At 70.3% G+C, this 22547-nt stretch carries 28 protein-coding genes; 5 read left to right on the top strand and 23 right to left on the bottom strand.

Features of this window, described 5'->3' with window-relative positions; translation table 11 throughout:
- Window positions 1-127: 127 nt before the first annotated feature.
- The 11 genes from NUG21_RS15045 to NUG21_RS14995 all read right to left on the bottom strand — a co-directional run bounded on the left by NUG21_RS15045 (window position 128) and on the right by NUG21_RS14995 (window position 7179).
- Complete coding sequence (locus NUG21_RS15045; RefSeq protein ID WP_263391292.1) at window positions 128-724, bottom strand: hypothetical protein; 597 nt, start codon at window positions 722-724, stop codon at window positions 128-130.
- Window positions 721-1530 carry a M15 family metallopeptidase gene (locus tag NUG21_RS15040; RefSeq protein ID WP_263391291.1) on the bottom strand — a complete coding sequence of 270 codons (810 nt, stop codon included), beginning with the start codon at window positions 1528-1530 and terminating at the stop codon, window positions 721-723. The genes NUG21_RS15045 and NUG21_RS15040 overlap by 4 nt, the downstream gene beginning before the upstream one ends.
- Before the next feature lie 82 nt (window positions 1531-1612).
- The gene (locus NUG21_RS15035) at window positions 1613-2431 is read right to left on the bottom strand and encodes an APH(3') family aminoglycoside O-phosphotransferase (protein ID WP_263391290.1); all 819 of its coding nucleotides are present in this window, start codon (window positions 2429-2431) and stop codon (window positions 1613-1615) included.
- A 244-nt stretch (window positions 2432-2675) separates the two neighbouring features.
- The gene (locus tag NUG21_RS15030; RefSeq protein WP_263391289.1) at window positions 2676-3269 is read right to left on the bottom strand and encodes a hypothetical protein; all 594 of its coding nucleotides are present in this window, start codon (window positions 3267-3269) and stop codon (window positions 2676-2678) included.
- Complete coding sequence (locus NUG21_RS15025) at window positions 3266-3550, bottom strand: hypothetical protein (protein ID WP_263391288.1); 285 nt, start codon at window positions 3548-3550, stop codon at window positions 3266-3268. Before NUG21_RS15025 ends, NUG21_RS15030 begins: the two co-directional genes overlap by 4 nt.
- Before the next feature lies 1 nt (window position 3551).
- A complete protein-coding gene (locus NUG21_RS15020; RefSeq protein WP_019798882.1) occupies window positions 3552-3728 on the bottom strand; it encodes a DUF4177 domain-containing protein in 177 nt (58 codons plus the stop codon).
- The gene (locus tag NUG21_RS15015) at window positions 3725-3904 is read right to left on the bottom strand and encodes a type II toxin-antitoxin system antitoxin (RefSeq protein WP_148828821.1); all 180 of its coding nucleotides are present in this window, start codon (window positions 3902-3904) and stop codon (window positions 3725-3727) included. Before NUG21_RS15015 ends, NUG21_RS15020 begins: the two co-directional genes overlap by 4 nt.
- Window positions 3901-4188, bottom strand: a complete 288-nt coding sequence (locus NUG21_RS15010) for a hypothetical protein (RefSeq protein ID WP_263393098.1) — start codon at window positions 4186-4188, stop codon at window positions 3901-3903. Before NUG21_RS15010 ends, NUG21_RS15015 begins: the two co-directional genes overlap by 4 nt.
- A gap of 13 nt (window positions 4189-4201) precedes the next feature.
- Entirely contained in the window at window positions 4202-5074 is an 873-nt protein-coding gene (locus NUG21_RS15005) for an SPFH domain-containing protein (RefSeq protein WP_263391287.1), read from the bottom strand.
- Between the two features lie 337 nt (window positions 5075-5411).
- The gene (locus tag NUG21_RS15000) at window positions 5412-6038 is read right to left on the bottom strand and encodes a DapH/DapD/GlmU-related protein (protein ID WP_160947629.1); all 627 of its coding nucleotides are present in this window, start codon (window positions 6036-6038) and stop codon (window positions 5412-5414) included.
- Window positions 6028-7179 carry an aromatic ring-hydroxylating oxygenase subunit alpha gene (locus NUG21_RS14995; RefSeq protein WP_019796728.1) on the bottom strand — a complete coding sequence of 384 codons (1152 nt, stop codon included), beginning with the start codon at window positions 7177-7179 and terminating at the stop codon, window positions 6028-6030. Before NUG21_RS14995 ends, NUG21_RS15000 begins: the two co-directional genes overlap by 11 nt.
- Before the next feature lie 193 nt (window positions 7180-7372).
- Here NUG21_RS14995 and purT point away from each other — a divergent pair, with 193 nt between their 5' ends.
- The gene (gene purT, locus NUG21_RS14990; RefSeq protein WP_263391286.1) at window positions 7373-8560 is read left to right on the top strand and encodes a formate-dependent phosphoribosylglycinamide formyltransferase; all 1188 of its coding nucleotides are present in this window, start codon (window positions 7373-7375) and stop codon (window positions 8558-8560) included.
- Between the two features lie 79 nt (window positions 8561-8639).
- On the opposite strand, the gene NUG21_RS14985 is transcribed toward purT, so the two are convergent.
- The 7 genes from NUG21_RS14985 to NUG21_RS14955 form a co-directional block, all read right to left on the bottom strand.
- Window positions 8640-9275: a hypothetical protein gene (locus tag NUG21_RS14985; RefSeq protein ID WP_263391285.1), complete on the bottom strand. Its 636-nt coding sequence runs from the start codon at window positions 9273-9275 to the stop codon at window positions 8640-8642.
- On the bottom strand, window positions 9272-9913 hold the full coding sequence (locus NUG21_RS14980; protein ID WP_242082222.1) for a hypothetical protein: 642 nt from the start codon (window positions 9911-9913) through the stop codon (window positions 9272-9274). Before NUG21_RS14980 ends, NUG21_RS14985 begins: the two co-directional genes overlap by 4 nt.
- A gap of 7 nt (window positions 9914-9920) precedes the next feature.
- Window positions 9921-10676, bottom strand: a complete 756-nt coding sequence (locus tag NUG21_RS14975; protein ID WP_263391284.1) for a PhnD/SsuA/transferrin family substrate-binding protein — start codon at window positions 10674-10676, stop codon at window positions 9921-9923.
- The gene (locus tag NUG21_RS14970) at window positions 10673-11173 is read right to left on the bottom strand and encodes a PAS domain-containing protein (RefSeq protein ID WP_160947634.1); all 501 of its coding nucleotides are present in this window, start codon (window positions 11171-11173) and stop codon (window positions 10673-10675) included. The genes NUG21_RS14975 and NUG21_RS14970 overlap by 4 nt, the downstream gene beginning before the upstream one ends.
- Before the next feature lie 9 nt (window positions 11174-11182).
- The gene (locus NUG21_RS14965) at window positions 11183-11566 is read right to left on the bottom strand and encodes a roadblock/LC7 domain-containing protein (RefSeq protein WP_202405153.1); all 384 of its coding nucleotides are present in this window, start codon (window positions 11564-11566) and stop codon (window positions 11183-11185) included.
- A 291-nt stretch (window positions 11567-11857) separates the two neighbouring features.
- The gene (locus NUG21_RS14960; protein ID WP_160947635.1) at window positions 11858-13090 is read right to left on the bottom strand and encodes an endonuclease/exonuclease/phosphatase family protein; all 1233 of its coding nucleotides are present in this window, start codon (window positions 13088-13090) and stop codon (window positions 11858-11860) included.
- 91 nt (window positions 13091-13181) lie between these two features.
- A complete protein-coding gene (locus NUG21_RS14955) occupies window positions 13182-13943 on the bottom strand; it encodes an arginyltransferase (protein ID WP_160947636.1) in 762 nt (253 codons plus the stop codon).
- A gap of 199 nt (window positions 13944-14142) precedes the next feature.
- On the opposite strand from NUG21_RS14955, the gene NUG21_RS14950 reads away from it, so the two are divergent.
- Complete coding sequence (locus NUG21_RS14950; protein ID WP_160947637.1) at window positions 14143-14748, top strand: EF-hand domain-containing protein; 606 nt, start codon at window positions 14143-14145, stop codon at window positions 14746-14748.
- Window positions 14749-14988: 240 nt separating this feature from the next.
- Here the strand turns inward: NUG21_RS14950 and NUG21_RS14945 are convergent, their stop codons facing one another.
- From NUG21_RS14945 to NUG21_RS14935, 3 genes are all read right to left on the bottom strand, one after another.
- Window positions 14989-15510: a putative signal transducing protein gene (locus tag NUG21_RS14945; RefSeq protein ID WP_184502488.1), complete on the bottom strand. Its 522-nt coding sequence runs from the start codon at window positions 15508-15510 to the stop codon at window positions 14989-14991.
- 10 nt (window positions 15511-15520) lie between these two features.
- The gene (gene tesB / locus NUG21_RS14940; RefSeq protein ID WP_010341175.1) at window positions 15521-16429 is read right to left on the bottom strand and encodes an acyl-CoA thioesterase II; all 909 of its coding nucleotides are present in this window, start codon (window positions 16427-16429) and stop codon (window positions 15521-15523) included.
- 165 nt (window positions 16430-16594) lie between these two features.
- Window positions 16595-17374 (bottom strand): enoyl-CoA hydratase/isomerase family protein, encoded by a 780-nt coding sequence (locus NUG21_RS14935; RefSeq protein WP_160947639.1) that lies wholly within the window; start codon window positions 17372-17374, stop codon window positions 16595-16597.
- A 34-nt stretch (window positions 17375-17408) separates the two neighbouring features.
- Here NUG21_RS14935 and NUG21_RS14930 point away from each other — a divergent pair, with 34 nt between their 5' ends.
- A complete protein-coding gene (locus NUG21_RS14930; RefSeq protein WP_263393097.1) occupies window positions 17409-17855 on the top strand; it encodes a copper chaperone PCu(A)C in 447 nt (148 codons plus the stop codon).
- Between the two features lie 252 nt (window positions 17856-18107).
- On the opposite strand, the gene NUG21_RS14925 is transcribed toward NUG21_RS14930, so the two are convergent.
- Together NUG21_RS14925 and uvrA are read right to left on the bottom strand one after the other, a co-directional pair.
- Window positions 18108-18515, bottom strand: a complete 408-nt coding sequence (locus NUG21_RS14925) for an acyl-CoA thioesterase (protein WP_019796968.1) — start codon at window positions 18513-18515, stop codon at window positions 18108-18110.
- The gene (gene uvrA / locus NUG21_RS14920) at window positions 18515-21514 is read right to left on the bottom strand and encodes an excinuclease ABC subunit UvrA (protein WP_263391283.1); all 3000 of its coding nucleotides are present in this window, start codon (window positions 21512-21514) and stop codon (window positions 18515-18517) included. The genes NUG21_RS14925 and uvrA overlap by 1 nt, the downstream gene beginning before the upstream one ends.
- A gap of 296 nt (window positions 21515-21810) precedes the next feature.
- Between uvrA and rplU the strand changes: the two genes are divergently transcribed.
- Together rplU and rpmA are read left to right on the top strand one after the other, a co-directional pair.
- Window positions 21811-22131: a 50S ribosomal protein L21 gene (gene rplU, locus NUG21_RS14915; RefSeq protein ID WP_263393096.1), complete on the top strand. Its 321-nt coding sequence runs from the start codon at window positions 21811-21813 to the stop codon at window positions 22129-22131.
- A gap of 12 nt (window positions 22132-22143) precedes the next feature.
- A complete protein-coding gene (rpmA, locus tag NUG21_RS14910; protein WP_010341169.1) occupies window positions 22144-22404 on the top strand; it encodes a 50S ribosomal protein L27 in 261 nt (86 codons plus the stop codon).
- Window positions 22405-22547 lie beyond the last annotated feature (143 nt).

Raw genomic sequence — 22547 nt, 5'->3', positions numbered from 1 at the left:
GTGCCTTGCCCTTGCGAAGTTGACGCGGTGCGGCTCGATGCTGTCGCCGCAGCGGCCCAGGGTGTCGGTGCTATACGCGCGCTAGCCGTCGTGTCCGCTGGTCGGCTCGGCGGTCAACGCGCTGCGCTCAGCGGTCGCCGACCAGCTCCACCGGCGCCTTCAGGCGCACCCACGCGTCCTGGCTGGGATCGTTGACCGTGACCTGCACGGTGTAGGTGCCGAGCGGGTCGCTGTCCTCGAAACGCAGTTGCACCGACAGCGGTGCCAGTTCCAGCAGGCCGGCGGCGGCCGGCGGGCCGCCCATGCCCAGCGGCCGCATCGGATCCTGCAGGGTGGTGCTGCCGTCGGGGCCGAGCACGCGCAGGCTCATCTGCGCATCGCAGGCGCCGCCGTTGTTGGGGCTGGGCGCGCAGCCGGAGTACAGCAGCGCCACGCGCAACAACTGGCCGCGATGCACGCGCGCGATCGTGCGCAGCTGCGGCGCATGCGCGGCCTCGGTCTGCCCCCACTCCTGCGCGAACGTGGCGAAGTCGGCGTCGTCGGCGATCTGCAGCGCGGCGGCGAAGGCCTTGTCGTGCCCGCGCTCGGCGCTGTCGGGCAGGGGCTGGCCCTGCCGGTCGTGCCATTGCGCGGCGGCGCAGCTGGGCAGCGCCAGGGCCAGAAGCGTCAGTGCCCGCCAAGCGGCGATGCCGGCGCGCGGCCGGCGTGTGTGGGAACGGATCATGCGCAAGCGGCCTCCTGCCAGCACCAGTGCCAGGGTTCGTAGACGATGCCATGCGGGTTGTCGTGCGGATAGCTCATCCGGTAGCCGAAGGCGCCGGCGTGCGTGCGCAGCCAGGCGAAGGCGGGCGTGCGTTCGAAGCTTTCCTCCGCTGGCGGCTCGCCGGGCGTGCCGATGTCCAGGGCGTGCCCGCTGTGATGCTCGCTGAAGCCCGGTGCGGCATTGACCGCGAGGATCTGCTCCAGGGTCTGCCCGCGGGCGAATTTGCGCGCGAAGATGCCCAGTTGATACGCGTGACTGCGATAGCCGGAGATTGCCTCCAGCACCACGCCATCGCGCGCGGCGGCACGGCGCAGCGCGTGCCAGGCGCGTGCGGCACCCGCGCTCAGCCACAGCGGGCGCCGGTAGCGGTCGTTGCCGGCCGCGTGCAGGGTGGCCGGCTCCGGCTGCAGCGGCAGGCCGCTGCGCTGCGCGTAGGCGTCGGCGGCCAGGCCCAACTGGTCCAGTTGCGCCTGCAGTGCGTGCAGCGGCAACCAGGCGTCGGCGCCGCCCGGTGCGCCGCGTGCGGGCAGCGCGTCGAGCCGATCCAGTGCCGCCTCGATGCCGGGCTCGTGCATCAGCCGCGGCACCAGCGCGTGCAGCCCGTGTGCGTTCGCGGTCGCCAGGTAGCGCCCGTCGTGCTTGCGCCGCAGCAGCCAGGTCGCCTGCGCGAGTTGGCGCGCGTCGGCATTGCTGCGGGCACGCAGCCGCGCGGCCGGCAGCAGTTCGATGGTCTCGGTGTTGAGCAGCAGGTTGGGAACGGTGCGCATGGGCACAGGGTAGAGCCAAGCACCGCGGGCGGCCAGTCGCCGGGCGCTCCTGCTGCACCGCGCGCGATGCGGCAGGCGCGGCTCAGAAGAACTCGTCGAGCAGTTGGTGGAACTGCAGCCGCTTGCGGTCCGGCGTGGCGATGCCGTACGCGGCGAAGAAGCGGTCGGCGAGCGCCGAGCCGAACTCGTCCAGGCAATTGGCCAGGATCGCCAGGTCCTGGTACGGATCGGCGATGCCGGCGCGGCCGAGATCGATCACCCCGACGACGTGGTCCGCCGCGTCGAGCAGGATATTGTCCAGCGAATAGTCGCCGTGGCACAGCACGCGTTCGTCGGCCAGCGGCAGCAGCGCGGTCATCGCCTGCCACACTGCGTCCGCCGACCAGCCGGCACGCGCCGCGTCGAAGTCCTCGGTGTCGACCAGGCCCGCGTGCAGCCGGCGCTGCGCCGCGGCCAGGCGCAGCGGGTGACGGGCGTCGAACGGACAGGTGTCGATCGGCACGGCATGGAAGCGACGCAGGAACTCGCCCAGCGCCTGCACGATGCGCTCGGCCTGCGCGGGCGCGTCCTGCAGCCACTGGTAGGCGGTCTTGCCCGGCAACGCTTCGCTCAGCAGCCAGGCGCCAGCGGCGTCGGCCTCGAAATGCAGTGCGCGCGGCACGTAGCCTGTCCCGCGCAGCCAGTGCAGCCGTGCGAACTCGGCCACCACCTCGTCGTGCGAGATGCCGGTGCCGCGCTTGAGGTACAGATCCGGCGTGCCGGCACCGTCGAGCCGGTAGACCTGGGCGCCGGCTTCGCCGACCAGATTGCGGTGCCAGTGCAGCCCGTGCAGCCGCGCCGACAGCGTCGGCGGCAGCGCCGGGGCGGTGGCGGGAATCTCGCGGGGCGCTGCGTCGTCCATCGGGCCGATCCTCGAGGCGTCATGTGGAGGGCGACGTCGTCGTCGTCGTGACGCGCGCGGCTGGCGACGAGGACGAGCGCGGCTGGTGTTCCAGCATATCGTCTTGCAGACGCCAGAACGTCCGACTTGGCCTCCTCGACGTACTGGACGCGTGCGAACCGCGAGAGCTTGCCGCACCGCGCGCAGCATGTCGTGCCCTGTGCGGCCGGTCGCAACAGCGACGACCCGGCGACGCGTGTCGGACTCAGGCCAGGCGGCGGGCCGCGCGGGGTGTCCCTTCGCCGCCGGGCGCCTGCGCCGAGAGCGTCTGCCATTCCTGCAGCACCTGCCTGGGCTGTTCGACGCTGAGCAGCAGCCAGCCGCCCTCGTGCAGCGGTACGGCCAGCACGCGATCGCCGGTGATCAGGCAGAACGCCTTGTGCCCGTCGCGGGTCCGGACGTAGCCCGCGTGGAAACCGGGGTAGCCGAAACCGAACAGCTTCAATGCCGGCTTGAAGCCGGTGTGCTCGGACAGCGCGACCACGCGCGCGGCCTCCAGGCGCAGCGCAGCCAGCGGCACGCGCTTGGTCAGGAAGGTCGCCCGTATTTCCACCAGGCCGTCGCGCAACAGCACGCGCTGCCGCGCGAAGGTGGCGGTGCCGGCCACACCGATCAGAGCCAATAACCCGAAATGCCACCAGAGCGCGCCGGGCCGTGCGGCGTGCAGCGCAAAGGCGCCGATCACCGCGGCCACGAGCAGCAGCGGTAGCCACAGCCACACGGCCAGGCCCAGCCGATGCGCCGGTGCCACCGGATACTGTCGTGCCGGCGAGGGCGACGTGGATCGCGGTCGGCTCATGGCGTTGCTCCGTGGGTGGCGGGCAGGGCGCGGACGCAGGCGACGACATCGGCGATCAGGGCCGGGACGACGCGGTCGGGCATCGCGTACGCGGCCGGTCCGGGTGCATCGCGACGGGCGATACGCAGGTGGTTCAGGGCGGGATCGCGGTGCTGGTCGGCTTCGACCGCGGCGAGGCCGCCGGCCTGCAGGCGATCCAGCAGCGCGCCGGCGGCCGCTGCCAGCGCCGAGCGCGGGCGCAGCGCCACCCGTGCAGGCGCGAGAACCCGATGCGGATGCATGTCACACCTCCCGCTTGAACATCATCAGCGGCTTGGTGCCCGGCAGGGTGAGGACGTTGACCAGTTCCCAGCCGAGCTTGCCGTGCTTGTTCAGATCTGCCTGCAGTTCGTCCAGTTTCAGGCCCAGCATCAGCGTGGTCTTGGCCTCGACGGTGAGATATTCCCAGCGCTTGCTCATGATGTGCGTTCCTTGTCGTCGCCGGGCTTGGGCAGCCGGCCCGCCTTGCGCAGCGCGTCGCGCAACACGTACTCGATCTGCGCGTTGAGGCTGCGCAGTTCGTCGTCGGCCCAGCGCTGCGCCGCCGCCAGCACGTCGGCGTTGATGCGCAGCGGGTAGGCCTTCTTCTCGCTCATGACCGCTCCTGCCGCGCGGCGTCGCTGCGCCGCAGGTGCAGCAGCATCGACACGATCAGCGCGTTCACCGTCAGCAGCAGCGCGATCGCCACCGCATAGACGCCGGCGCGCTGGCCGCCGGTCCAGTACAGCGCCGCCGCGCCGATCAGGATCGCAAGGCCGATCAGCACCCAGCGCAGGCCCAGCCCGCGTGCGCGGTCGTCGCCCTTGCCGCCGACCCAGGCGGCGATGACCAGGGCCGGCAGGCCGGAGAGGGCGAGCGCCAGCGGCGCGATGGCGTGCATGCTCATGGACACGTCAGTACAGCGAGCCGGCGTTGACGATCGGCTGGGTGCCGCGGTCCGAGCACAGCACGGTCAGCAGGTTGCTGACCATGTGCGCCTTGCGCTCCTCGTCCAGCTCGACCACGCCGTTCTTCTGCAGTTCGGCCAGGGCCATCTCGACCATGCCCACCGCGCCGGCGACGATGCGGGTGCGCGCGGCGATCACCGCGTTGGCCTGCTGCCGCTGCAGCATCGCCTGGGCGATTTCCGGGGCGTAGGCGAGGTGGCTGATGCGCGCCTCGATGACGTCCACGCCGGCCTGGGTCAGGCGTTCGTCGAGGTGGCGCTTGAGCTGTTCGCTGATCTCGTTGGGGTGGCTGCGCAGCGAGATCTGCCCGTCCTCGTGCTGGTCGTAGGGATAGCTGGTGGCCATCGCACGCAGCGCCGCCTCGGACTGGATATGCACGAAGCTCTCGTAGTCGTCGACGTTGTAGACCGCCTCGGACGCGTCCATCACCTGCCACACGATCACCGCGGCGATCTCGATCGGGCTGCCGTCCAGTTCGTTGACCTTGAGCCGGCCGCTCTCGAAGTTGCGCACGCGCTGGCTGACCTTGCGCTTGCTGAAGAAGGGATTGTTCCAGCGCAGGCCAGGATCCTTGACCGTGCCCACGTAGCGGCCGAACAGGCTCAGCACCGCGGCCTGGTTCGGTTCCAGCGCGTACAGGCCGACCACCAGGAACAGCGCGATGGTCAGCACCGGGATCGCGACCAGCAGGGTCCACGCCATCGCCGACGGCTGCAGCACACCGGTGGCAACGATCGCGCCGGCCCCGGCCACGAACACCAGGACCAGACCCACGATCATCGGAATGCCGGGCAGGGAGGAACGGGGCTGCTCTTTCATGGTGGACGTCCTTGGGTGGTTGGATGAAAAGATATCAAATTGATATCAGGCTGCAAGAGGGCCGGGATTCGGGATTCGGGATTCGGGATTGGTAGACGCTAGGCACGCGACGGGCAAAGGGGTTTGCTTGCGCGAATCCCGGATCTGGTTGTTTCGAAGTGAAAGTCACTGCGAGAGCGAGCCGGTCGCTGCCTGGCCGAGGTCGTCGAATGCAAGTTGGAGGGCAATGTCCCCGGCTGGCAGCGGGCAGTCGGCACGGTGTCAGCCCGTCATTGACCCGCTCTTGCCAATCCCGAATCCCTAATCCCCAATCCCGCCGCCTGCAAGCGGCGACCACTCACCCGCCCAGGATCAGCACCGGCGTGCGGAAACCGCTGAGATGGTGGGTGCCGGTGGCGATGTCGTTGCGGTAGCGGCCGGGGATCTCGATCTGGCAGCGCTTGCCGATGCGTACGCCGGGGCCGATGTCGACCTGCCGGCCGAGGGTGGCCTGGGCGCCGATCTGCGCGTCGGCACCGAGCGTCACGCCGGCCTCGATCCACGCCGAGGCGCCGACCTTGACCGCCGATTCCAGCACCGCCGCCGCGCCGATCCAGGCGTTGAAGCCGATGTCGCAGTGCGCATCGACGATGGCGCCGGCGCCGATCGCGCAGTTCTCGCCGACGCGCGCGCTGGCCGCCACCTGCGCGCCACGGCAGATCAGCGGCGGCATCTTGAAGCCGCGCGCCTTGAGTTCGCCCATCAGCTCCTGGCGGCGGAAGTTGAGGAACTGCGCGCCCCAGGCGACGAAGGCGGTGGCGCCGGTGTCGGCCAGCGCATGCAGGGCATCCAGGTCGAAGCGGTAGTCCTTGCCCTGCGCCACGTCCAGCGGGTGCAGCACGCAGTCCGGCGCCGCCTCGGCCCAGGCCGCGAGCGCCCAGCGCAGCAGCGCACCGCTGCCGACCACGTATTTTTCAGAGGACATGGCGGCCCTCCATGACGTCCATGTACCAGCGTTCGATCTGCATGTTGGCGTGCTCGTAGTCGCCCAGCACGGCGCGCGGGGCGCCGGCGCGCAGTCCCGACTGCACCTGTTCCATGATGTCGATGTCCTCGCGCAGCACCTTCTCGGCGCCGTGCAGATGCCCCAGCAGCACCGCGTCGGAACCCGGATAGCGATGCTTCTTGCGTGCGGTGACGTAGTAGACCAGCAGGTCGGTGCGCTGCGCCGACACCGGCTGGTGGTGCTCGATGATGAAGGAATAGCCACCCGAGCCCGAGGCGATGTGCAGGTTCGGGTACAGCAGCCAGTTCAGATACCAGTCGTCGGTGCCGAAGCGTTCGACGTGCGCGTGCCAGGGGTAGTGCGCCATCGCCAGCAGCGGCTCGTTGAGCCCGCCGCTGCTGAACTCACGCAGGCGCGCCAGGTGCGCCTCGCGCGAGGCGCTGCCCTCGGCGTGGTAGCGGCGCGCCTCGGCGATGCCGGCATCGTCCATCTGCACCTGGAACTTGACCTGCTGCGCCAAGGTGCGTGCATGCACGAAGCGCGGATGCAGCGCGTCGCGCAGGTTCTCGTAGGCCAGCTTCCAGTTGAAGTTGGCCTCGAAGGTCGCCACCAGCACTTCGTCGTCGAACTGCTCGGAGGCGGCGCGCAGCATTTCCAGCGCCTCCAGCGAGAACTGCGCCTCCAGCGGCATCGGCGCGGCCGACAGGTTCACGAACACCAGCTTGCCGATGCAGGCCACCGCGAAGCGGCGCAGCCGCAGGCAGGCGCGCGCCTCCGGGGCCAGGCGGTAGGCATCGTCCTGGAAGGGGATGTTGTCCACGCCGCCGTCGGCGCCGTAGCGCCAGCCGTGGTAGCTGCACACCAGCGGGCGCACGCCCTGCGGTTGTTGCTGCAGCGGGTTCTGCCGGTGCAGGCACAGATTGTCGAAGGCGCGCAGTTCGCCGTCGATGTTCTGCACCACCACATCCACCCCGCACACCGAGCGGCGCACGAAGGCGTTGGGCTTGTCCAGCAGCATGCGCGGCGCCACGAACTGCCACAGCGGCATCATCAGCTGGGTACGTTCGCGGGCGAACCAGGCCTCGTCGATGTACGCCTCGGCCGGCATCAGCGATTGCATGGGCACTCCCCGGCGGTGCGGCAGGGCGTGCCGTGGCGGTTTTCGGCGCTGCGTGCGTGCATGGCGACATCCCCAGTGACGCTGCAGAAGATAGCACTTCGCTGCGTGCCGGCGATGGCACGGCCGCTGCGCTGCCGGCGCGGGGCGCCGGGCCGTTAGAATGGTGCCCCCTCTCCGCGCAGGCGCCGCCGCCATGGTCACTCTGGGAACCCCGTTGTCCGCTTCCGCCACCCGCGTGCTGCTGCTCGGCTCCGGCGAGCTGGGCAAGGAGGTGGCGATCGAACTGCAGCGCTTCGGCGTGGAAGTGATCGCGGTCGACCGTTACGCCGATGCGCCGGCGATGCAGGTCGCGCACCGCAGCCACGTGGTCGACATGCTCGATGCGATGGCGCTGCGCGAGCTGATCGCGCGCGAGCAGCCGCACCTGATCGTGCCGGAGATCGAGGCGATCCATACCGAAACCCTGGTGGCGCTGGAGCGCGACCTCGGCCAGCGGGTGATTCCGACCGCGCGCGCGGCGCGGCTGACCATGGACCGCGAAGGCATCCGCCGCCTGGCCGCCGAGACCCTGGGCCTGCCGACTTCGCCGTATCGCTTCGTCGATACGCCAGAGGAGTACCGCGAAGCGATCGCCGCGGTGGGCCTGCCGTGCGTGGTCAAGCCGGTGATGTCGTCCTCCGGCAAGGGCCAGAGCACCCTGCGCAGCGGCGCCGACATCGATGCGGCCTGGGAGTACGCGCAGACCGGCGGCCGCGCCGGCGCCGGCCGCTGCATCGTCGAGGGCTTCATCGACTTCGACTACGAGATCACCCTGCTGACCGTGCGCCACGCCGGCGGCACCGCGTTCTGCGATCCGATCGGGCACTGGCAGAAGTACGGCGACTACCGCGAGAGCTGGCAGCCGCAGCCGATGTCGGCGCTGGCCCTGCAGCGGGCGCAGGACATCGCCCGCGCGGTCACCGACGATCTCGGCGGCTGGGGCCTGTTCGGCGTGGAGCTGTTCGTCAAGGGCGACGAGGTCTGGTTCAGCGAAGTGTCGCCGCGGCCGCACGACACCGGCCTGGTCACCCTGGTGTCGCAGGAGCTGAGCGAGTTCGCCCTGCATGCGCGCGCGATCCTCGGCCTGCCGATTCCCGCCATCCGCCAGAACGGCCCGTCGGCCTCGTGCGCGTTGCTGGCGCACGGCGAAGGCGTGCCGCGCTTCGGCAACGTCGACGCCGCCCTGCAGGCGCCGGACACCGCGTTGCGCCTGTTCGGCAAGCCCAGCGTGCACGGCCACCGCCGCGTCGGCGTGACCCTGGCCCGCGGCGCCGACATCGAACAGGCGCGCCAGACCGCCCGCGACGCCGCCGCCGCCCTCACCATCGACCTCGACGCCTGAAACTTCGCGCACGGGAAAAGCGGGCCGCAAGACAAGCCCGCTTTTTCATCCCCGATCCCGAATCCCCAATCCCGGCCGCTCAGGCCGGCGGCGCAAACCGTGCCGCCGCCAGCCGGATGCTCCACACCAGTTCCACCATCGCCAGGTTGTTGAGCAGCGCCTCGCCGCCCAGCACCAGCCAGTAGCCGGCGCCGTCGACCCAGAACGGCACGAACGACCAATCCGGCAGCAGCAGTTGCGGCTCGCTGTAGAACGCCACGTAGCGGTGCGCGCCGTGCCAGCCGCGCGCGCTCTGGCGTTGGGCGAAGCCGGAGAAGTCCGCCGCGGCCACGCTCAGCGTCTCGGCCTGCTCCTGGTCCAGGCCGGCATGGCCCAGGCAGAAGCCGCTGTCGGAGGCCAGCACCGCGCGGCGTTCGGCCGACAGCGGCGCGATCACGTGCTGGGCGAAATCGTCCAGGCGGATTTCCGGGCCCGGCACGGCGCGCCGCAGTAACTGCACCCATTGCTGGTCGCGCGCGTCCTGCAGCAGGCGCTGCGCGTCGCCGCCCACGCGCTGGCGCCATTCCTGCAGCGACAACGCACCGTGCGCACCGAGCAGCAGTTGCAGCGCGCGCTGCATGCGGTCGGGCGTGGCGCTGGCGAAGCCGTGCAGCACGCCGTGCGGGGTCGGCATCAGCCAGGTCGGTTCGGAGCTGGTCGGTCCGGGGGCAGTCATCGCGGCGCACTCGCGCTGGAAAAGGACAGGGCGTCGACGCTGCGGCCGCCCAACGGTTCGCGCTGTTGCAGCCAGCGCGCGGTACGGTCCCAGCGGTCGCCCAGGGCCAGTGCGTGGCGGCGCAGTTCGCGCGTGGCGAGCATGAAGGCGAGCTTGTCCTGGCAACTGATGCAGTAGTCCAGGAACTCGCGCTCGCAGCGCGCCGCGGCGATCGGCGCGCCGTCGCACAGCGCGTCCACCACCTCGCGCACCATCCGCCGAGAATGGTCCGGGCTGGCCCGGCGCACCCGCGCCGGCACGTCGGCCGACGGCCGCGCCAGCACACTCCAGCGTGTGGCCAGGGCGTTGATCGGCAGCAGCGCATGCCCCTGGCTGTGGCGCTGGAAGGCCTCGGCCACGTGCGGCGGCAGATGCGCCGCGGCCATCTGCAGCGCCAACTGGCGCAGGGCGACGTCGTGCCGCGGCAGGGCCACGAACAGGTCGGCGAGCACGCCCTGGGTCGGTTCGTTGTCGTGCAACTGCAGCGCGGCGTGCAGCCGCGCCAGGTGCGCGGCGGCGTCGCGCGGATCGCGCAGCAGGGCGCGGGCATGGGTACGCATCACCAGGCGTGCGGGATCGCGAGCGGGAGTGGTGGCCATGGGCGCCTCAGTCCAGCAGGGTGTCGATCAGGTCGATCATGAATTCCGCGTCCTCCGTGGCCATCGCCTCGAAGCCGCGCTCCAGGCCCAGCGCGTCCAGCACCGCCTGGTCGTCGCGGTGCGCGGCATCGCCGAGCGTGAGCAGGGCCTCGCGCAGCACCGGCAGTTGCGGGCCCAGGCGCGGATGCGCCAACAGCACGTGGCCGATGTCGCACAGCGCGCTTTCCACCAGCGGGCGCAGCCGCGCGCGGGTCAGCCGCGACAGGCCGTGGTAGGCAGTGGCCAGGAACAGGCCGGCGTCGGCTTCGCCTTCGAGCAGCAGCCGTGCCACTGCGGCATAGCTGCTGGCCGGACGCCAGGCGATGCGTTCCGGCTCCAGGTCGGCCGGCTCCAGCAGGCGCAGGCCGATCAGGCGCACGTCGTGGTTGGCGGTCAGGGCGATGCGGCACCCGTAGGGCAGGTCTTCCACGCAACGCGCCGGCGCCTCGGCCGCGGTGGCGATCACCACCTCGTCGGCGTGCCCGCGCGGCCGCACCAGCGGCAGATAGCCGCGGTGGCGGATCAGCGCGCTGGCGTCGAAAGGGCTGGCGTACACCAGGTCGACGCCGCCGCCGTCCAGCAGTTGCCGCTGTTCGGTGGCGTCGGCCGGCATCAGCAGGCGCAGGCCGATGCCGGCACGGCGTTGCAACACCGTGCTGAGCAGGTACCAGCCGCCGAAGTATTCGGGCGCGAAGTCCGGCGCGACCAGGAACGTATGGCTCATGCCGGCGTCTCCGCACGCTCGTCCTGCAGCCATTGCGCGTACAGCGGCTGCAGCGCGTCGATGCGTCGCCGCGAAGGCTTGCGCCGCACCGAGGTGAAGCCGACCACGCGGCCGTCGCGCACGTTCGGCAGCGCGGTGGCGTAGACCCAGTAGCAGGCGCCGTCGCGGCGCAGGTTCTTGACGTAGCCGTGCCACTTGTCGCCGGCCAGCACGGTCTCCCACAGTGCGCGGAACGCACGCCGCGGCATCTCCGGGTGGCGCAGGATGCAGTGCGGCGCACCGATCAGCAGTTCGCGCGGCCAGCCGCTGAGTTCGACGAAGGCGTCGTTGGCGTGGGTGATGATGCCGTCCAGGTCGGTGCGGGAAACGATCAGGCGCCCGTCCGGGTAGGCCACCTCGCGTTCGCTCCAGTACACCGTGCGGCGGCTGCCGTCGTGGTAGCGCAGTTCGGTGCTGCGGTGCGGCTCGTGCGGCGGATCCATCGGCGGCAGCGGCATGGCGGCCCCCTACAGGATCTGCTGCAGCGCCTGCGCGGCGCGCTTGATGTCCAGGAACACCAGGCCCAGCCTGGCGCTGGGCTTGGCCAGCACGGTGAGTACCGCCTCGCGGCCGGCCGCACTCATGATCACGTAGCCCGACTCGCCCTGGATCAGCACCCGCTCCAGCGCGCCGCGCGCCAGTTCGCGCGCGCTGCGCTCGCCCAGCGCGAGCAGCGCCGCGGACATCGCGCCGACGCGGTCCTCGTCCATGCCCTGCGGCATCGCCGAGGCGATCATCAGCCCGTCCAGGGAAATCAGCGCCGAGGCCTCGATGTCGGCGGTGGCGCCGTTGAGGCCTTCCAGCGCCTGTTGCAACTGTTGCGTTCGCATGCTCGCCTTCCGCTTGCGCATCCCGACCGGGTGCGGAAGGCATTGGACCGCGTCGGCGCGGTGTTGCCCTTGATCTGGATCAAGGCCGATGCCGGCGCGTGGCGCGGAACGTCTGCGGCGCGGCCCTGGTCCGCCGGTGTTGCCGAAAGGCGGGTAGTTCACATGCCCGTGGCGCCTTCGGCCAGGCGATCGATGCAGTTGCACTGGCGGCAAGCCAGCCCCTGGGGACATGGCGGCTGGTGTGGCAAAAAGAAAAGGCGGCCGATCGGCCGCCTGTGGGGCGCTGCAAGGGCCGCGCGGGGTGCGCCGCGCTTACGGCCCCGCGGCGACGTCGACCCAGACCAGATGGTGGTCGCTGCCGTCGGCGATGGCGGCGGCGGGATCGCTGGACGCCGGCCAGAACACGCCGCTGTCCAGGTAGCGGAAGTTGCGCGACGGCAACACGTAATCCAGGCGCATGGTGCCGGCCTTGGGGCCGAAATCGCCGGTGACCTGCTGCGGCGGGCCGCGATGGTCGATGCCGGTGGCCGCGTAGGCGCGGGTGGTCTCTTCGCCGCCGGCGCTGTGCGGGGTGGGGTATTGCAGCACGCGCGGATGCGTCACCAGGGCGCGGATCGCGTCGTGGCGGCCGTCGCCGTCGATCACGTCGTTGTTGAGGTCGCCGAGCATCACGAACTGCGCATCGGCGGCCAGTCCGCCGCAGCGGCCGGCGTCGTCGCACAGCCAGCGCGCCTTGCCGCTGCCGGCATCGTCCAGGTAGTCGCGCCACAGCCGCAGTTCGTCGTGGTTGCGTGCGGCGTTGCGTTTTTCCGCGCCGTCGAACACCGGCGGGGTCGGATGCGACACCAGCGCATGCAGCACGCCCAGTGGGGTACGCACCGGCACGTCCCAATGCGATTTCGACGACAGCCGCAGTTGCGCCCACACCGCGTCGCTGTGGAAGAAGCGGCCGGTGGCCGGATCGACCGGGCGCAGCGCGTCGGGCATCGCGCTCCACTTGAACAGGCGGAAGCTGCGCACCGCCGCGGTGTCGATCGGGTACCTGGACAGCAGCAGCATGCCGTACTGGCCGGGATGCAGGCCGAAACCCCAGGCGTCGTTGCCGCGCGCACGGCCTTCGCCGCCGACGTGGCCGTCGTTGTCCAGGTCCAGGCCGCTGGGCACGCCGGTATTGACCGGCGCCAGGTAGCGGTAGGGATAGCGCAGCGCCGCACCGCCATGCGGCTGCGGTACCGCCAGGTAGCGCTGTTCGAACAGGTCGGCGGCGCGGTGCGCGTCGTCGTAGTCGAACTCGTTGAGCAGCACGATGTCAGGTCGCACCTGCTGCAGCACCGCGGCGATCTTGCGTGCCTGCGCACTGTCGCCCTGCAGCGCGGCGATCAGGCCGCCGGGTGCGTCGGCATTGAGCGAGGTGTTGTAGGTGGCCAAGCGCAGCGTCGTGGCGGCTGGCGCGGGGGCGTCGGTCATCGCAGGGGCGGTGGGAGCGGTGTGCGCGCAGGCGCCGCACAGCAGGGTCAGGGCGAGCAGGAGGAGGCGTGATGTCATGCGCCAAGTTTCGCATGCGCTGCATGTCCGCACGATGGCGCGGCGACGTGCGGCGGCAGCGGCTGGGCAGCGCGGTATCGGTTGCCGTGGGCTAGCCGCCGAGCTGGCGCAGGTAGTCGTCGAAGTCGCGCCAGTGGCGGCCGTCGTAGGCCTGCAACGGCCGGAAGCGGCGCTTGTAGTCCATCTTCTGGTGGCCGCGGATCCAGTAGCCCAGATACAGATGACGCAGGCCGTCGCGTCGCGCCCAGGCGATCTGCTGCAGGATCGCCAGCGTGCCCAGGCCGCGCGCGCCGGCGTCCGGGTCGTAGAAGGTGTAGACCGCCGACAGCGCCTGTGCGGCGATGTCGGTGACGGCCACCGCCAGCAGCGGCCCACGCCTTCCATCCGGCATGCGTTGCCGCAGTTCCAGGAAGCGCCCGTGCGACCAGCGGCCGATCAGGAACTGGTCGAACTCGTGTGCGCCGTGATCGTCCATGCCGCCGCCGGGATGGCGATGCTGCAGGTAGCGCTGGTACAGCGCCAGCTGTTCCTCGCTGCGTTCGGCGGCGACGATGCGCACCTCGACATCGGCGTTGCGCGCCAGGCAGCGGCGCTGGCTGCGATCGGGTACGAAGTCCTCGACCGGGATGCGCACCGCCACGCAGGCACGGCAGTGGTCGCAGTGCGGGCGATAGACCAGGTCGCCGGAGCGGCGGAAGCCCCAGCTCAACGCCAGCGGATACAGCGCGCCCAGGCGCGGGTCGTGCGGGTCCAGCACCAGGTCGCGGGCTTGCCGCTCGGGCCAGTAGCCGCACGCGTGCTGGCCGGTCTGGAACAGCCGCAGGTCGTCGCTGGCGTCGGAATGGATGGCCATGCCCTGAGCATAGCGCTTCGCCATCGCAGGGGCCGCGACTGTCCCGTCCATGAATACGCCCGGCCGTGGGTCAACCGCGGCGACGGCGGGGCGTTGTCTGCAGGGAAGGCGCCACGGCGCCGGCCCGTTGCGCGGGCCGCCCGCGGCGCCGGACGCCTGCCGTCCTGGCAGGTTCCTCATCATCCTCAGGGAGTGACCCATGAAGTCTCGCAACCCGCTGCTTGCCCTGGCCGTGCTGGCCGTCCTGTCCGGGACCGCCTACGCGGTTCCGCCGCCGCCGGCCGATCCCGCCGCGCCTGCCGCTGCCGGCGGCATCGCCACGCTCGACAAGAACGGCGATGGCGTCATCGATCGCAGCGAAGCTGCCGCCGATCCGCGCCTGGCCGAACATTTCGACGCGCTGGACAAGAACCACGACGGCAAGCTCAGCCGCGACGAGTGGCCGCGGCACGGCCGCCACGGCGGTCCGGGTGGACACGGCGTGCCCGGCGCGATGATGGCCAAGCTGGACACCAACAAGGACGGCCGCATCAGCCGCGCCGAAGCGCAGGCCGATCCCAAGCTCGCCGCGCGCTTCGACAAGATGGACGTGAACAAGGACGGCTACATCGACCGTGCCGACTTCGAACTGCGCGCCAAGCAGCATCGCGATGCCTGGTTCACCGCGGCCGACACCAACAAGGACGGCATGCTCAGCCGCGCCGAGTTCGATGCGGCGCAGGCCAAGCGCTGGGCGCACCGCCCGGCCGGACCGCGCGGTGGCGACACGCCGCCGCCGCCGATGCCGGCGCCGGACAACAACTGAGTCATTCGCCGCAACACGGCTTCACTGCATCAAGGCGCCGATCGACCGCGCCCCTGTACCGCAAGGTGCAGGGGCGTTTTGTTGTGTGGGTGGTGGGGCGTTCGCGTTCGCGTGCGCGACGCGGCGTCGCGCTAGTGCAGGCGTGGGCTGCGCGCGCAGTGCGGCGCAGGCAGACAGGATCCTGCAGCAGTCACGGTACGTCGTCGCCGATGCGCGCAGCACGGCGCCGCGCGCGCTGCCTCAGTTGCCCCGCGGTGCCGGCTGCACGCGCACGCGCACCTCATCGCTGCCGGTGTCTTGCGCCGGTGGCGTGGCCTGCTGCGTCGCGGCGGGCTGGGCCGGTACGGCGGTAGGCGCGCGGTTGTCGCGGTGGCGCAGCACCGTCACCAGCGCCGCCGCGCCGATCGCCAGCAGCAGGGCGATGCGGATGCGCCAGGCCCAGCGCTTGCCGGCGTCCACTTCCACCTGCGAGCGGAACTCGTTCAAGTACGGCGCACGGCCCTGTTCGGGATCGCGGCGGGTGCTGTCGAGCAGCCCGGCGTCGCGCAGCAGTTCGCGCGCACGCGGCTGGTCGTTGGCATGCACCACCCACACCGTGGGCTGGGCCTGCGCCGCCACCGGGTCGAGATAGCTGAACTGGCCGCTGCGGCGGCTGCGGTAGGAGCGGCCGTTGCTCAGCCGCACCTCGATACCGGCATCGCGCAGCAGCGCGGCCACGCCTTCGGCGGTTTCCACGCGCTGGCTGCTGAAGATCTGACGCATGTCGGTGTCCTCAGCGCTTCGCCGGAACCTGCGCCGCGGCATCGGCGTCGGGCACCACGCGGATCAGGCCTTCCTGCGCGGTGCTGGCCACCAGGGTGCCGTCGCGGGTAAAGAACTGCCCGCGCGCCAGGCCGCGCGCACCCTGCGCGCTGGGGCTGTCCAGCGAGTACAGCAGCCAGTCGTCGGCGCGGAACGGGCGATGGAACCACAGCGCGTGGTCGAGCGAGGCCATCTGCACGTTCGGCGTGTAGTAGCTGATGCCATGCGGGAAGGTGGCGGTGCCGAGCAGGTGGAAGTCCGAGGCATAGGCGAGCAGTGCCTGGTGCAGTTCCGGCGCATCGCCGACCGGCTCGCTCAGGCGCAGCCACATCTGCTGGAACGGCGGGCGCTTGGGCGGATTCAGTTCGTCGCGCGGGTACACGTGGCGGAACTCGAACGGGCCGCCGCGCGAGAGCCAGCGCTGCACCTTGGTCGGCAGCGTCGCCAGCACTTCCGGGCGTGCCGCCGGGGTCGGTTCGATGTCTTCCGGCTGCGGCACTTCCGGCATCTTCAGCTGGTGGGTGGCGCCGTCTTCCTGTTCCTGGAACGAGGCCGCGCAGAAGAAGATCACCTTGCCGTGCTGGATCGCGGTGACCCGGCGCACCGAGAAGCTGCCGCCGTCGCGGGTGCGGTCCACGTCGTAGACGATGGGATGCTCGATGTCGCCGGCACGCAGGAAGTAGGCGTGCAGCGAGTGCACGCGGCGCGCGTTCTCCACCGTGGCCTGCGCCGCCGACAGCGCCTGGCCCAGCACCTGGCCGCCGAACACGTACTTGGTGCCGATGTCGCGGCTCTGGCCGCGGAACAGGTTGTCCTCCAGCCGCTCCAACGACAGCAGCTCGATCAGTTCGGACACGACGGGGGCGGGCTTGGCGGACAAGAGGCGGGGCCTGGCGACGGACGTGCGCCGATTATACCGGGCCGTCCGCGCGCGCCCGCGGCCGCGCGATCGCTCGGGCGAGGGCGCATGGCCACTTCCTGCCTGTCCTGCTCACCTGGACGCGCGCAACCGTGGCGCGGCATGCCCGGGGATCGATGGCACGCCCTAGCCCTTGCCCAGCCGCGCCGCCAGCGCGCGCAGCGCGGCCTGGGTGTCCGGCGCCTGCCAGTCGTCGATCAGCCGTTCCAGGCCGATGTGCTCGTCGGCCAGCGCCGCGCGCAGGTCGGCGCGGGCGATGGCCCGGGTCTGCAGCATCGGCTGCCGCGGCCGCTTCAGCAGTTCCAGCAGCCAGGCCAGCGCGCGCGCCACCACCAGGTCGGCGTCGACCAGTTCGTCGACCAGATCGATCTCCAGCGCGCGCTCGGCGCTGACCAGGTCGCCGCCGACCAGCAGGCGTTCGGCGCGGTGCGCGCCCACCACCCGCCGCAGCAGGCGCTGGATGCCTTCCGGGGCGACTAGGCCGACCTGGGTCTCGTTGAGCCCGATGGTGACCGGGCGCGCCGGCTCGGGGCTGCGCGCCATCACCCGGTAGTCGCAGCACAGCGCCAGCACGCAGCCGCCGGCCGGGGCGTGGCCGGTCAGCGCCGCCACCACCGGCATCGGGCTGGCGGCCAGCGCACGCGCCGCACCGAAGAACTGCTGCCAGCTGGCGAGCAGCTTGGCGCGGTCGTCGCCGTGACTGAGCAGGTGCGGCACGTCCATGCCGGCGGAGAACAGCCGCTCGTTGCCCGACAGCACCAGGCCGTGCGCGCCGTCGGCGCCGGCCTGCTCGATCGCCTGGATCAGTTGCTGGCACAGCTCGGTGTCCAGCGCGTTGACCGGCGGCCGCGCCAGGCGCAGCTCGCGGATGGGGCCGTGGTTGATCACGTCGATGAGCGTCGTCATGCTGCGGTCTGCTTTCGAAGAAGGAACCGCGGCGATGATAACCAAACCATTCGCTGGCGTATTGATGGTGCTATGCGCGGTCGCCACCGCGGCGTCGGCCGCAGAACCGGCCTGCCTCACCCTGGAGCAGGGCTGGGTGCGGTTGCCGCCGAATCCGGCCATGCCGATGACCGCCGGCTATGGCGTGCTCCACAACGGCTGCGGCAAGGCGGTCACGGTCACTGGGGCCAGCAGCCCCCGCTTCGGCGATGTGTCGCTGCACGAGACCACGCTGGTGGCCGGCGTCAGCCGGATGCGCGCGGTCGAGCGTGTGCCGCTGGCCCCCGGCGCCCGCGTCGAACTCAAGCCCGGCGGCATGCACCTGATGCTGATGCAGGGCACGGGTGCGCTGACCGAAGACCAGGCCGTGCCGCTGCAATTGCAATTGGAAGATGGTGGCAAGGCCGACGCGACGCTGACCGTGCGCAAGCAGGCGATGTAAGGGGAGTTCCTTGGTACTCGTAGGAGCGGCTTTAGCCGCGACAGGCATTCATTGCAACGCGCGTCGCGGCTGAAGCCGCTCCTACAAGGGCTGCGGCGCTGCAAAAAGCGGGCTGTTAGAGGTGCCTGCAGGTGCTTGACTAGGTACGCCCCGCGGGGCGGTCGCGCGCTGCGCCGGCGAATTCAAGCGCGAATGCCGCCGGTACTGCGATGGTTTGCCTGCGCCGGGCGTGCCCCGGCGCAGGCACAGGCCTCAGCTCGTCGCCTTGCGCACCGCGTCCGGCAGCGATGCGCTCTTGCCGGTCTGGGTGTCCATCCACACCACCACCACGTTGCCGTCGGAATAGAGCCGGCTCTCGTCCTGTTGATCGACGATGCGGTGGCCGATGGTCACGCTGCTGGTGCCCAGGCGCTCGACGAACAGCTCGACCAGGATGTCGTTGGGCCACACGATCGGTGCGCGGTAGTTGACGTTGGTCGCCGCCACCACCGGTGCGATGCGGTCGCTCATCGAGACGCCCTCCACGCCCAGCATCCAGCGCACGCGCGCTTCTTCCAGGTAGGAGATGTACTTGGCGTTGTTGACGTGGCCCATGCTGTCCATGTCGCGCCAGCGCACGCTGATCGGGATGCGCGCCAGGATCTTGTGTTCGCTGCTCATCAAACGTCCTTCTTCTTCTTGGTGCCGGTACTGGTGGTGCTCTTGCTGGCCTTGTCGCTCTTTGCCGCCACGGCCTGCTTCTTCGCCGGCTTTTCCGGCTTGACCTTGCGCGGCGGGCGCGCATCGGGCTTGTTGGCCATCGCCGCCGGCTGCTCCGGTCGCGCGCTGGTGGACGGCAGCATCCGCGCCAGGAACTGGCCGGTGTACGACTGCGGGCAGGCCGCCACGTCTTCCGGCGTGCCGGTGACCAGGATGGTGCCGCCGCGGTGGCCGCCTTCCGGGCCGAGGTCGACGATCCAGTCCGCGGTCTTGATCACGTCCAGGTTGTGTTCGATCACCACCACGGTGTTGCCTTCGTCGCGCAGCTTGTGCAGCACGCCCAGCAGCGCCTCGATGTCGTGGAAGTGCAGGCCGGTGGTCGGCTCGTCGAGGATGTACAGGGTGCGGCCGGTATCGCGCCGCGACAGCTCCTTGGACAGCTTCACGCGCTGCGCCTCGCCGCCGGACAGGGTGGTCGCGCTCTGGCCGAGCTTGATGTAGCTCAGGCCCACGTCGACCAGGGTTTCCAGCTTGCGCGCGATCGACGGCACCGGCTCGAACAGCTTCAGCGCATCCTCGACGGTCATTTCCAGCACGTCGTTGATGTTGAAGCCCTTGTACAGGATCTCCAGCGTCTCGCGGTTGTAGCGCTTGCCGTGGCAGACGTCGCAAGGCACGTACACGTCCGGCAGGAAGTGCATCTCCACCTTGATCAGGCCATCGCCCTGGCAGGCCTCGCAGCGACCGCCGCGCACGTTGAAGCTGAAGCGGCCCGGCGAGTAGCCGCGCGAACGCGCTTCCGGCACCTGCGCGAACAGTTCGCGCAGCGGCGTGAACAGGCCGGTGTAGGTGGCCGGGTTGGAGCGCGGGGTGCGGCCGATCGGCGACTGGTCGATGTCCACCACCTTGTCGAACAGGTCCAGGTGCTCGATCTCGCGGTACGGCGCCACGCTGTGCGAGGCGCCGTTGATCTCGTTCGCCGCCAGGGTGAACAAGGTGTCGTTGATCAGGGTCGACTTGCCCGAGCCGGACACGCCGGTGATGCAGGTCAGCAGGCCGGCCGGGATGTCCAGGTCGACGTTCTTGAGGTTGTTGCCGGTGGCCCCGCGCAGGTGCAGGGTCATCTTCGGATTGGCCTTGTGGCGCTTGGCCGGGATCTCGATGCGGCGCTTGCCCGACAGGTATTGCCCGGTCAGCGAGCGCGGCGCCTTCAGCAGGTCCTGCACGCTGCCGTGGCCGACCACCTCGCCGCCGTGCACGCCGGCGCCGGGGCCGATGTCCAGCACGTAGTCGGCCAGGCGGATCGCGTCCTCGTCGTGCTCGACCACGATCACCGTGTTGCCGAGGTCGCGCAGGCGGGTGAGGGTGCCGAGCAGGCGTTCGTTGTCGCGCTGGTGCAGGCCGATCGAGGGTTCGTCGAGCACGTACATCACGCCGACCAGGCCGGCGCCGATCTGGCTGGCCAGGCGGATGCGCTGCGCCTCGCCGCCGGACAGCGTGTCTGCCTTGCGCTCAAGGGTCAGGTAATCCAGGCCGACGTCGACCAGGAAGCCCAGCCGCTCGGCGATCTCCTTGACGATCTTGCTGGCGATCTCGCCGCGCCAGCCGGGCAGGTCGAGCTGGCGGAAGAAGCTCAGCGCGTCGTCGATCGGCAGCACCACCAGGTCCGGCAGCGGGCGGTCGGCGACGAACACGTTGCGCGCGGCCTTGTTCAGGCGCGCGCCCTTGCAGTCCGGGCACGGCCGTTCGCTGATGTACTTGGCCAGTTCCTCGCGCACCGCCGGCGATTCGGTCTCGCGGTAGCGGCGCTCCAGGTTGGGGATGATGCCTTCGAAGCGATGCTTGCGCTGGGTGCGGCCGCCGGCGTCGGTGAAGTAGGTGAAGGTGATGGTCTCGTCGCCGCTGCCGTACAGCACCGCCTGGCGCACGCTCGCCGGCAGCGACTGCCAGGGCGCGTCGACGTCGAACTTGTAGTGCTTGGCCAGCGAGGCGATCAACTGGAAGTAGTACGCGTTGCGCCGGTCCCAGCCGCGTACCGCGCCGGCCGACAGCGACAGCTCCGGATGCACCACCACCCGATCGGGATCGAAGAACTCGGCCATGCCCAGGCCGTCGCAGCTCGGGCAGGCGCCCATCGGCGCGTTGAACGAGAACAGGCGCGGTTCCAGTTCCGGCAGCGAGTAGTCGCAGACCGGGCAGCTGTACTTGGACGAGAACAGGTGCGGCGCGGCCGCGGTGTCGTCCAGCGACTGCACCGCCACCATGCCGTCGGCCAGCTTCAGCGCGGTCTCGAAACTCTCGGCCAGGCGCTGCTTGATGTCCTCGCGCGGGCGGAAGCGGTCGATCACCGCCTCGATGGTGTGCTTCTGGCGCAGCGCCAGCGCCGGCACCGCGTCGATCTCGTACAGCTCGCCGTCCACGCGCACGCGCACGAAGCCCTGCGCGCGCAGTTGCTCGAACACCTGCGCATGCTCGCCCTTGCGCTCGCGGATCACCGGCGCCAGCAGCATGTAGCGCTGCTCCGGGTCCAGGGTCAGCACCTGGTCGACCATCTGGCTGACCGTCTGCGCCTCCAGCGGGTAGCCGTGGTCGGGGCAGCGCGGCTGGCCGACGCGCGCGTACAGCAGGCGCAGGTAGTCGTAGATCTCGGTGATGGTGCCGACGGTGGAGCGCGGGTTGTGCGAGGTCGACTTCTGCTCGATCGCGATCGCCGGCGACAGGCCTTCGATGTGATCGATGTCGGGCTTCTCCATCACGCTGAGGAACTGCCGCGCGTATGCCGACAGCGACTCCACGTAGCGGCGCTGGCCTTCGGCGTAGATGGTGTCGAACGCCAACGAGGACTTGCCGGACCCGGACAGGCCGGTGATCACGATCAGCTTGTCGCGCGGCAGGTCGAGGTCGAGGTTCTTGAGGTTGTGCGTCCGCGCGCCGCGGATGCGGATGTAATCCATCGCCATGAAAAGATTCCGGAATGTGCCGGCCGTGGCGGTGCCGCTGGCCAGTGAGGGGGCGGAAAGGGGACGGCAATCGATCAGCGTACCCAGCTTGTCAGGTGGGGGCAATTGCCGCGGATCCCAGCGCCGCCGGGCGCCGGCGGCTGGCTGGTTCAGGCAGCCGCGCCGGGCCGCGGGGCTTGACAGTCCGGGCCTGGGTGGGCTTGACCCTGCCGCATGCGGCGGCTTACAATCCCGCTCCTGTCTGCCCGAAACGGCACGACGGGAACGACCACAATAACTACAGAGGAAGTCTGGTCATGTACGCAGTACTGGTCACCGGCGGTAAGCAATACCGCGTCGCGCAGGGCGAAACGCTCCGCGTGGAAAAGCTCGAAGTCGAAGCCGGCAACGAGATCACGTTCGACAACATCCTGATGCTGGGCGACAGCGACGGCATCAAGATCGGCGATGCGCTGAAGGGCGCCGCCGTCACCGCCAAGGTCGTGTCACACGGCCGCGCCGACAAGGTGCGCATCATCAAGTTCCGCCGCCGCAAGCACCACATGAAGCGTCAGGGTCATCGGCAGCACTACACCGAAATCGAGATCACCGGCATCGCCGGTGGCGACAAGAAGTAAGGAGCAGCAGTCATGGCACACAAAAAAGGCGTAGGTTCCTCGCGCAACGGCCGCGACTCCAACCCGAAGTACCTGGGCGTGAAGATGTTCGGCGGCCAGGCCATCGAGGCCGGCAACATCATCGTGCGTCAGCGCGGCACCCAGTTCCACCCGGGCGCCGGCGTCGGCCTGGGCCGCGACCACACGCTGTTCGCGCTGGTCGACGGCAAGGTCGAGTTCTCGGTGAAGGGTGCCAAGAAGCGCCGCACTGTGAGCGTGGTCACCGAGGCGTAAGTTCCGGTGTCCAGGGCCTGCGCCATGGCGCAGGCTTGCTGACGAAAGCCCCGCTTCGGCGGGGTTTTTCGTTTGGTGGCCGGGATGGCGGGATTGGGGATTGGGGATTCGCCAAAGCGGATTCCATTGCGTCCTGCGATTCC

It is taken from the genome of Xanthomonas sp. CFBP 8445 (genome assembly GCF_025666235.1).
Classification (GTDB): Bacteria; Pseudomonadota; Gammaproteobacteria; order Xanthomonadales; family Xanthomonadaceae; genus Xanthomonas_A; species Xanthomonas_A indica.
Note: the sequence above shows the minus strand (reverse complement) of the source record. Positions and strands in the feature narration are given on the sequence as shown.

Bases quoted from the DNA above. Each gene is read 5' to 3' on its own strand.
- NUG21_RS15045 (WP_263391292.1), bottom strand. From the start codon at position 724: ATGATCCGTTCCCACACACGCCGGCCGCGCGCCGGCATCGCCGCTTGG.
- NUG21_RS15040 (WP_263391291.1), bottom strand. From the start codon at position 1,530: ATGCGCACCGTTCCCAACCTGCTGCTCAACACCGAGACCATCGAACTG.
- NUG21_RS15035 (WP_263391290.1), bottom strand. From the start codon at position 2,431: ATGGACGACGCAGCGCCCCGCGAGATTCCCGCCACCGCCCCGGCGCTG.
- NUG21_RS15030 (WP_263391289.1), bottom strand. From the start codon at position 3,269: ATGAGCCGACCGCGATCCACGTCGCCCTCGCCGGCACGACAGTATCCG.
- NUG21_RS15025 (WP_263391288.1), bottom strand. From the start codon at position 3,550: ATGCATCCGCATCGGGTTCTCGCGCCTGCACGGGTGGCGCTGCGCCCG.
- NUG21_RS15020 (WP_019798882.1), bottom strand. From the start codon at position 3,728: ATGAGCAAGCGCTGGGAATATCTCACCGTCGAGGCCAAGACCACGCTG.
- NUG21_RS15015 (WP_148828821.1), bottom strand. From the start codon at position 3,904: ATGAGCGAGAAGAAGGCCTACCCGCTGCGCATCAACGCCGACGTGCTG.
- NUG21_RS15010 (WP_263393098.1), bottom strand. From the start codon at position 4,188: ATGCACGCCATCGCGCCGCTGGCGCTCGCCCTCTCCGGCCTGCCGGCC.
- NUG21_RS15005 (WP_263391287.1), bottom strand. From the start codon at position 5,074: ATGAAAGAGCAGCCCCGTTCCTCCCTGCCCGGCATTCCGATGATCGTG.
- NUG21_RS15000 (WP_160947629.1), bottom strand. From the start codon at position 6,038: ATGTCCTCTGAAAAATACGTGGTCGGCAGCGGTGCGCTGCTGCGCTGG.
- NUG21_RS14995 (WP_019796728.1), bottom strand. From the start codon at position 7,179: ATGCAATCGCTGATGCCGGCCGAGGCGTACATCGACGAGGCCTGGTTC.
- purT (WP_263391286.1), top strand. From the start codon at position 7,373: ATGGTCACTCTGGGAACCCCGTTGTCCGCTTCCGCCACCCGCGTGCTG.
- NUG21_RS14985 (WP_263391285.1), bottom strand. From the start codon at position 9,275: ATGACTGCCCCCGGACCGACCAGCTCCGAACCGACCTGGCTGATGCCG.
- NUG21_RS14980 (WP_242082222.1), bottom strand. From the start codon at position 9,913: ATGGCCACCACTCCCGCTCGCGATCCCGCACGCCTGGTGATGCGTACC.
- NUG21_RS14975 (WP_263391284.1), bottom strand. From the start codon at position 10,676: ATGAGCCATACGTTCCTGGTCGCGCCGGACTTCGCGCCCGAATACTTC.
- NUG21_RS14970 (WP_160947634.1), bottom strand. From the start codon at position 11,173: ATGCCGCTGCCGCCGATGGATCCGCCGCACGAGCCGCACCGCAGCACC.
- NUG21_RS14965 (WP_202405153.1), bottom strand. From the start codon at position 11,566: ATGCGCAAGCGGAAGGCGAGCATGCGAACGCAACAGTTGCAACAGGCG.
- NUG21_RS14960 (WP_160947635.1), bottom strand. From the start codon at position 13,090: ATGACATCACGCCTCCTCCTGCTCGCCCTGACCCTGCTGTGCGGCGCC.
- NUG21_RS14955 (WP_160947636.1), bottom strand. From the start codon at position 13,943: ATGGCCATCCATTCCGACGCCAGCGACGACCTGCGGCTGTTCCAGACC.
- NUG21_RS14950 (WP_160947637.1), top strand. From the start codon at position 14,143: ATGAAGTCTCGCAACCCGCTGCTTGCCCTGGCCGTGCTGGCCGTCCTG.
- NUG21_RS14945 (WP_184502488.1), bottom strand. From the start codon at position 15,510: ATGCGTCAGATCTTCAGCAGCCAGCGCGTGGAAACCGCCGAAGGCGTG.
- NUG21_RS14935 (WP_160947639.1), bottom strand. From the start codon at position 17,374: ATGACGACGCTCATCGACGTGATCAACCACGGCCCCATCCGCGAGCTG.
- NUG21_RS14930 (WP_263393097.1), top strand. From the start codon at position 17,409: ATGATAACCAAACCATTCGCTGGCGTATTGATGGTGCTATGCGCGGTC.
- NUG21_RS14925 (WP_019796968.1), bottom strand. From the start codon at position 18,515: ATGAGCAGCGAACACAAGATCCTGGCGCGCATCCCGATCAGCGTGCGC.
- uvrA (WP_263391283.1), bottom strand. From the start codon at position 21,514: ATGGCGATGGATTACATCCGCATCCGCGGCGCGCGGACGCACAACCTC.
- rplU (WP_263393096.1), top strand. From the start codon at position 21,811: ATGTACGCAGTACTGGTCACCGGCGGTAAGCAATACCGCGTCGCGCAG.
- rpmA (WP_010341169.1), top strand. From the start codon at position 22,144: ATGGCACACAAAAAAGGCGTAGGTTCCTCGCGCAACGGCCGCGACTCC.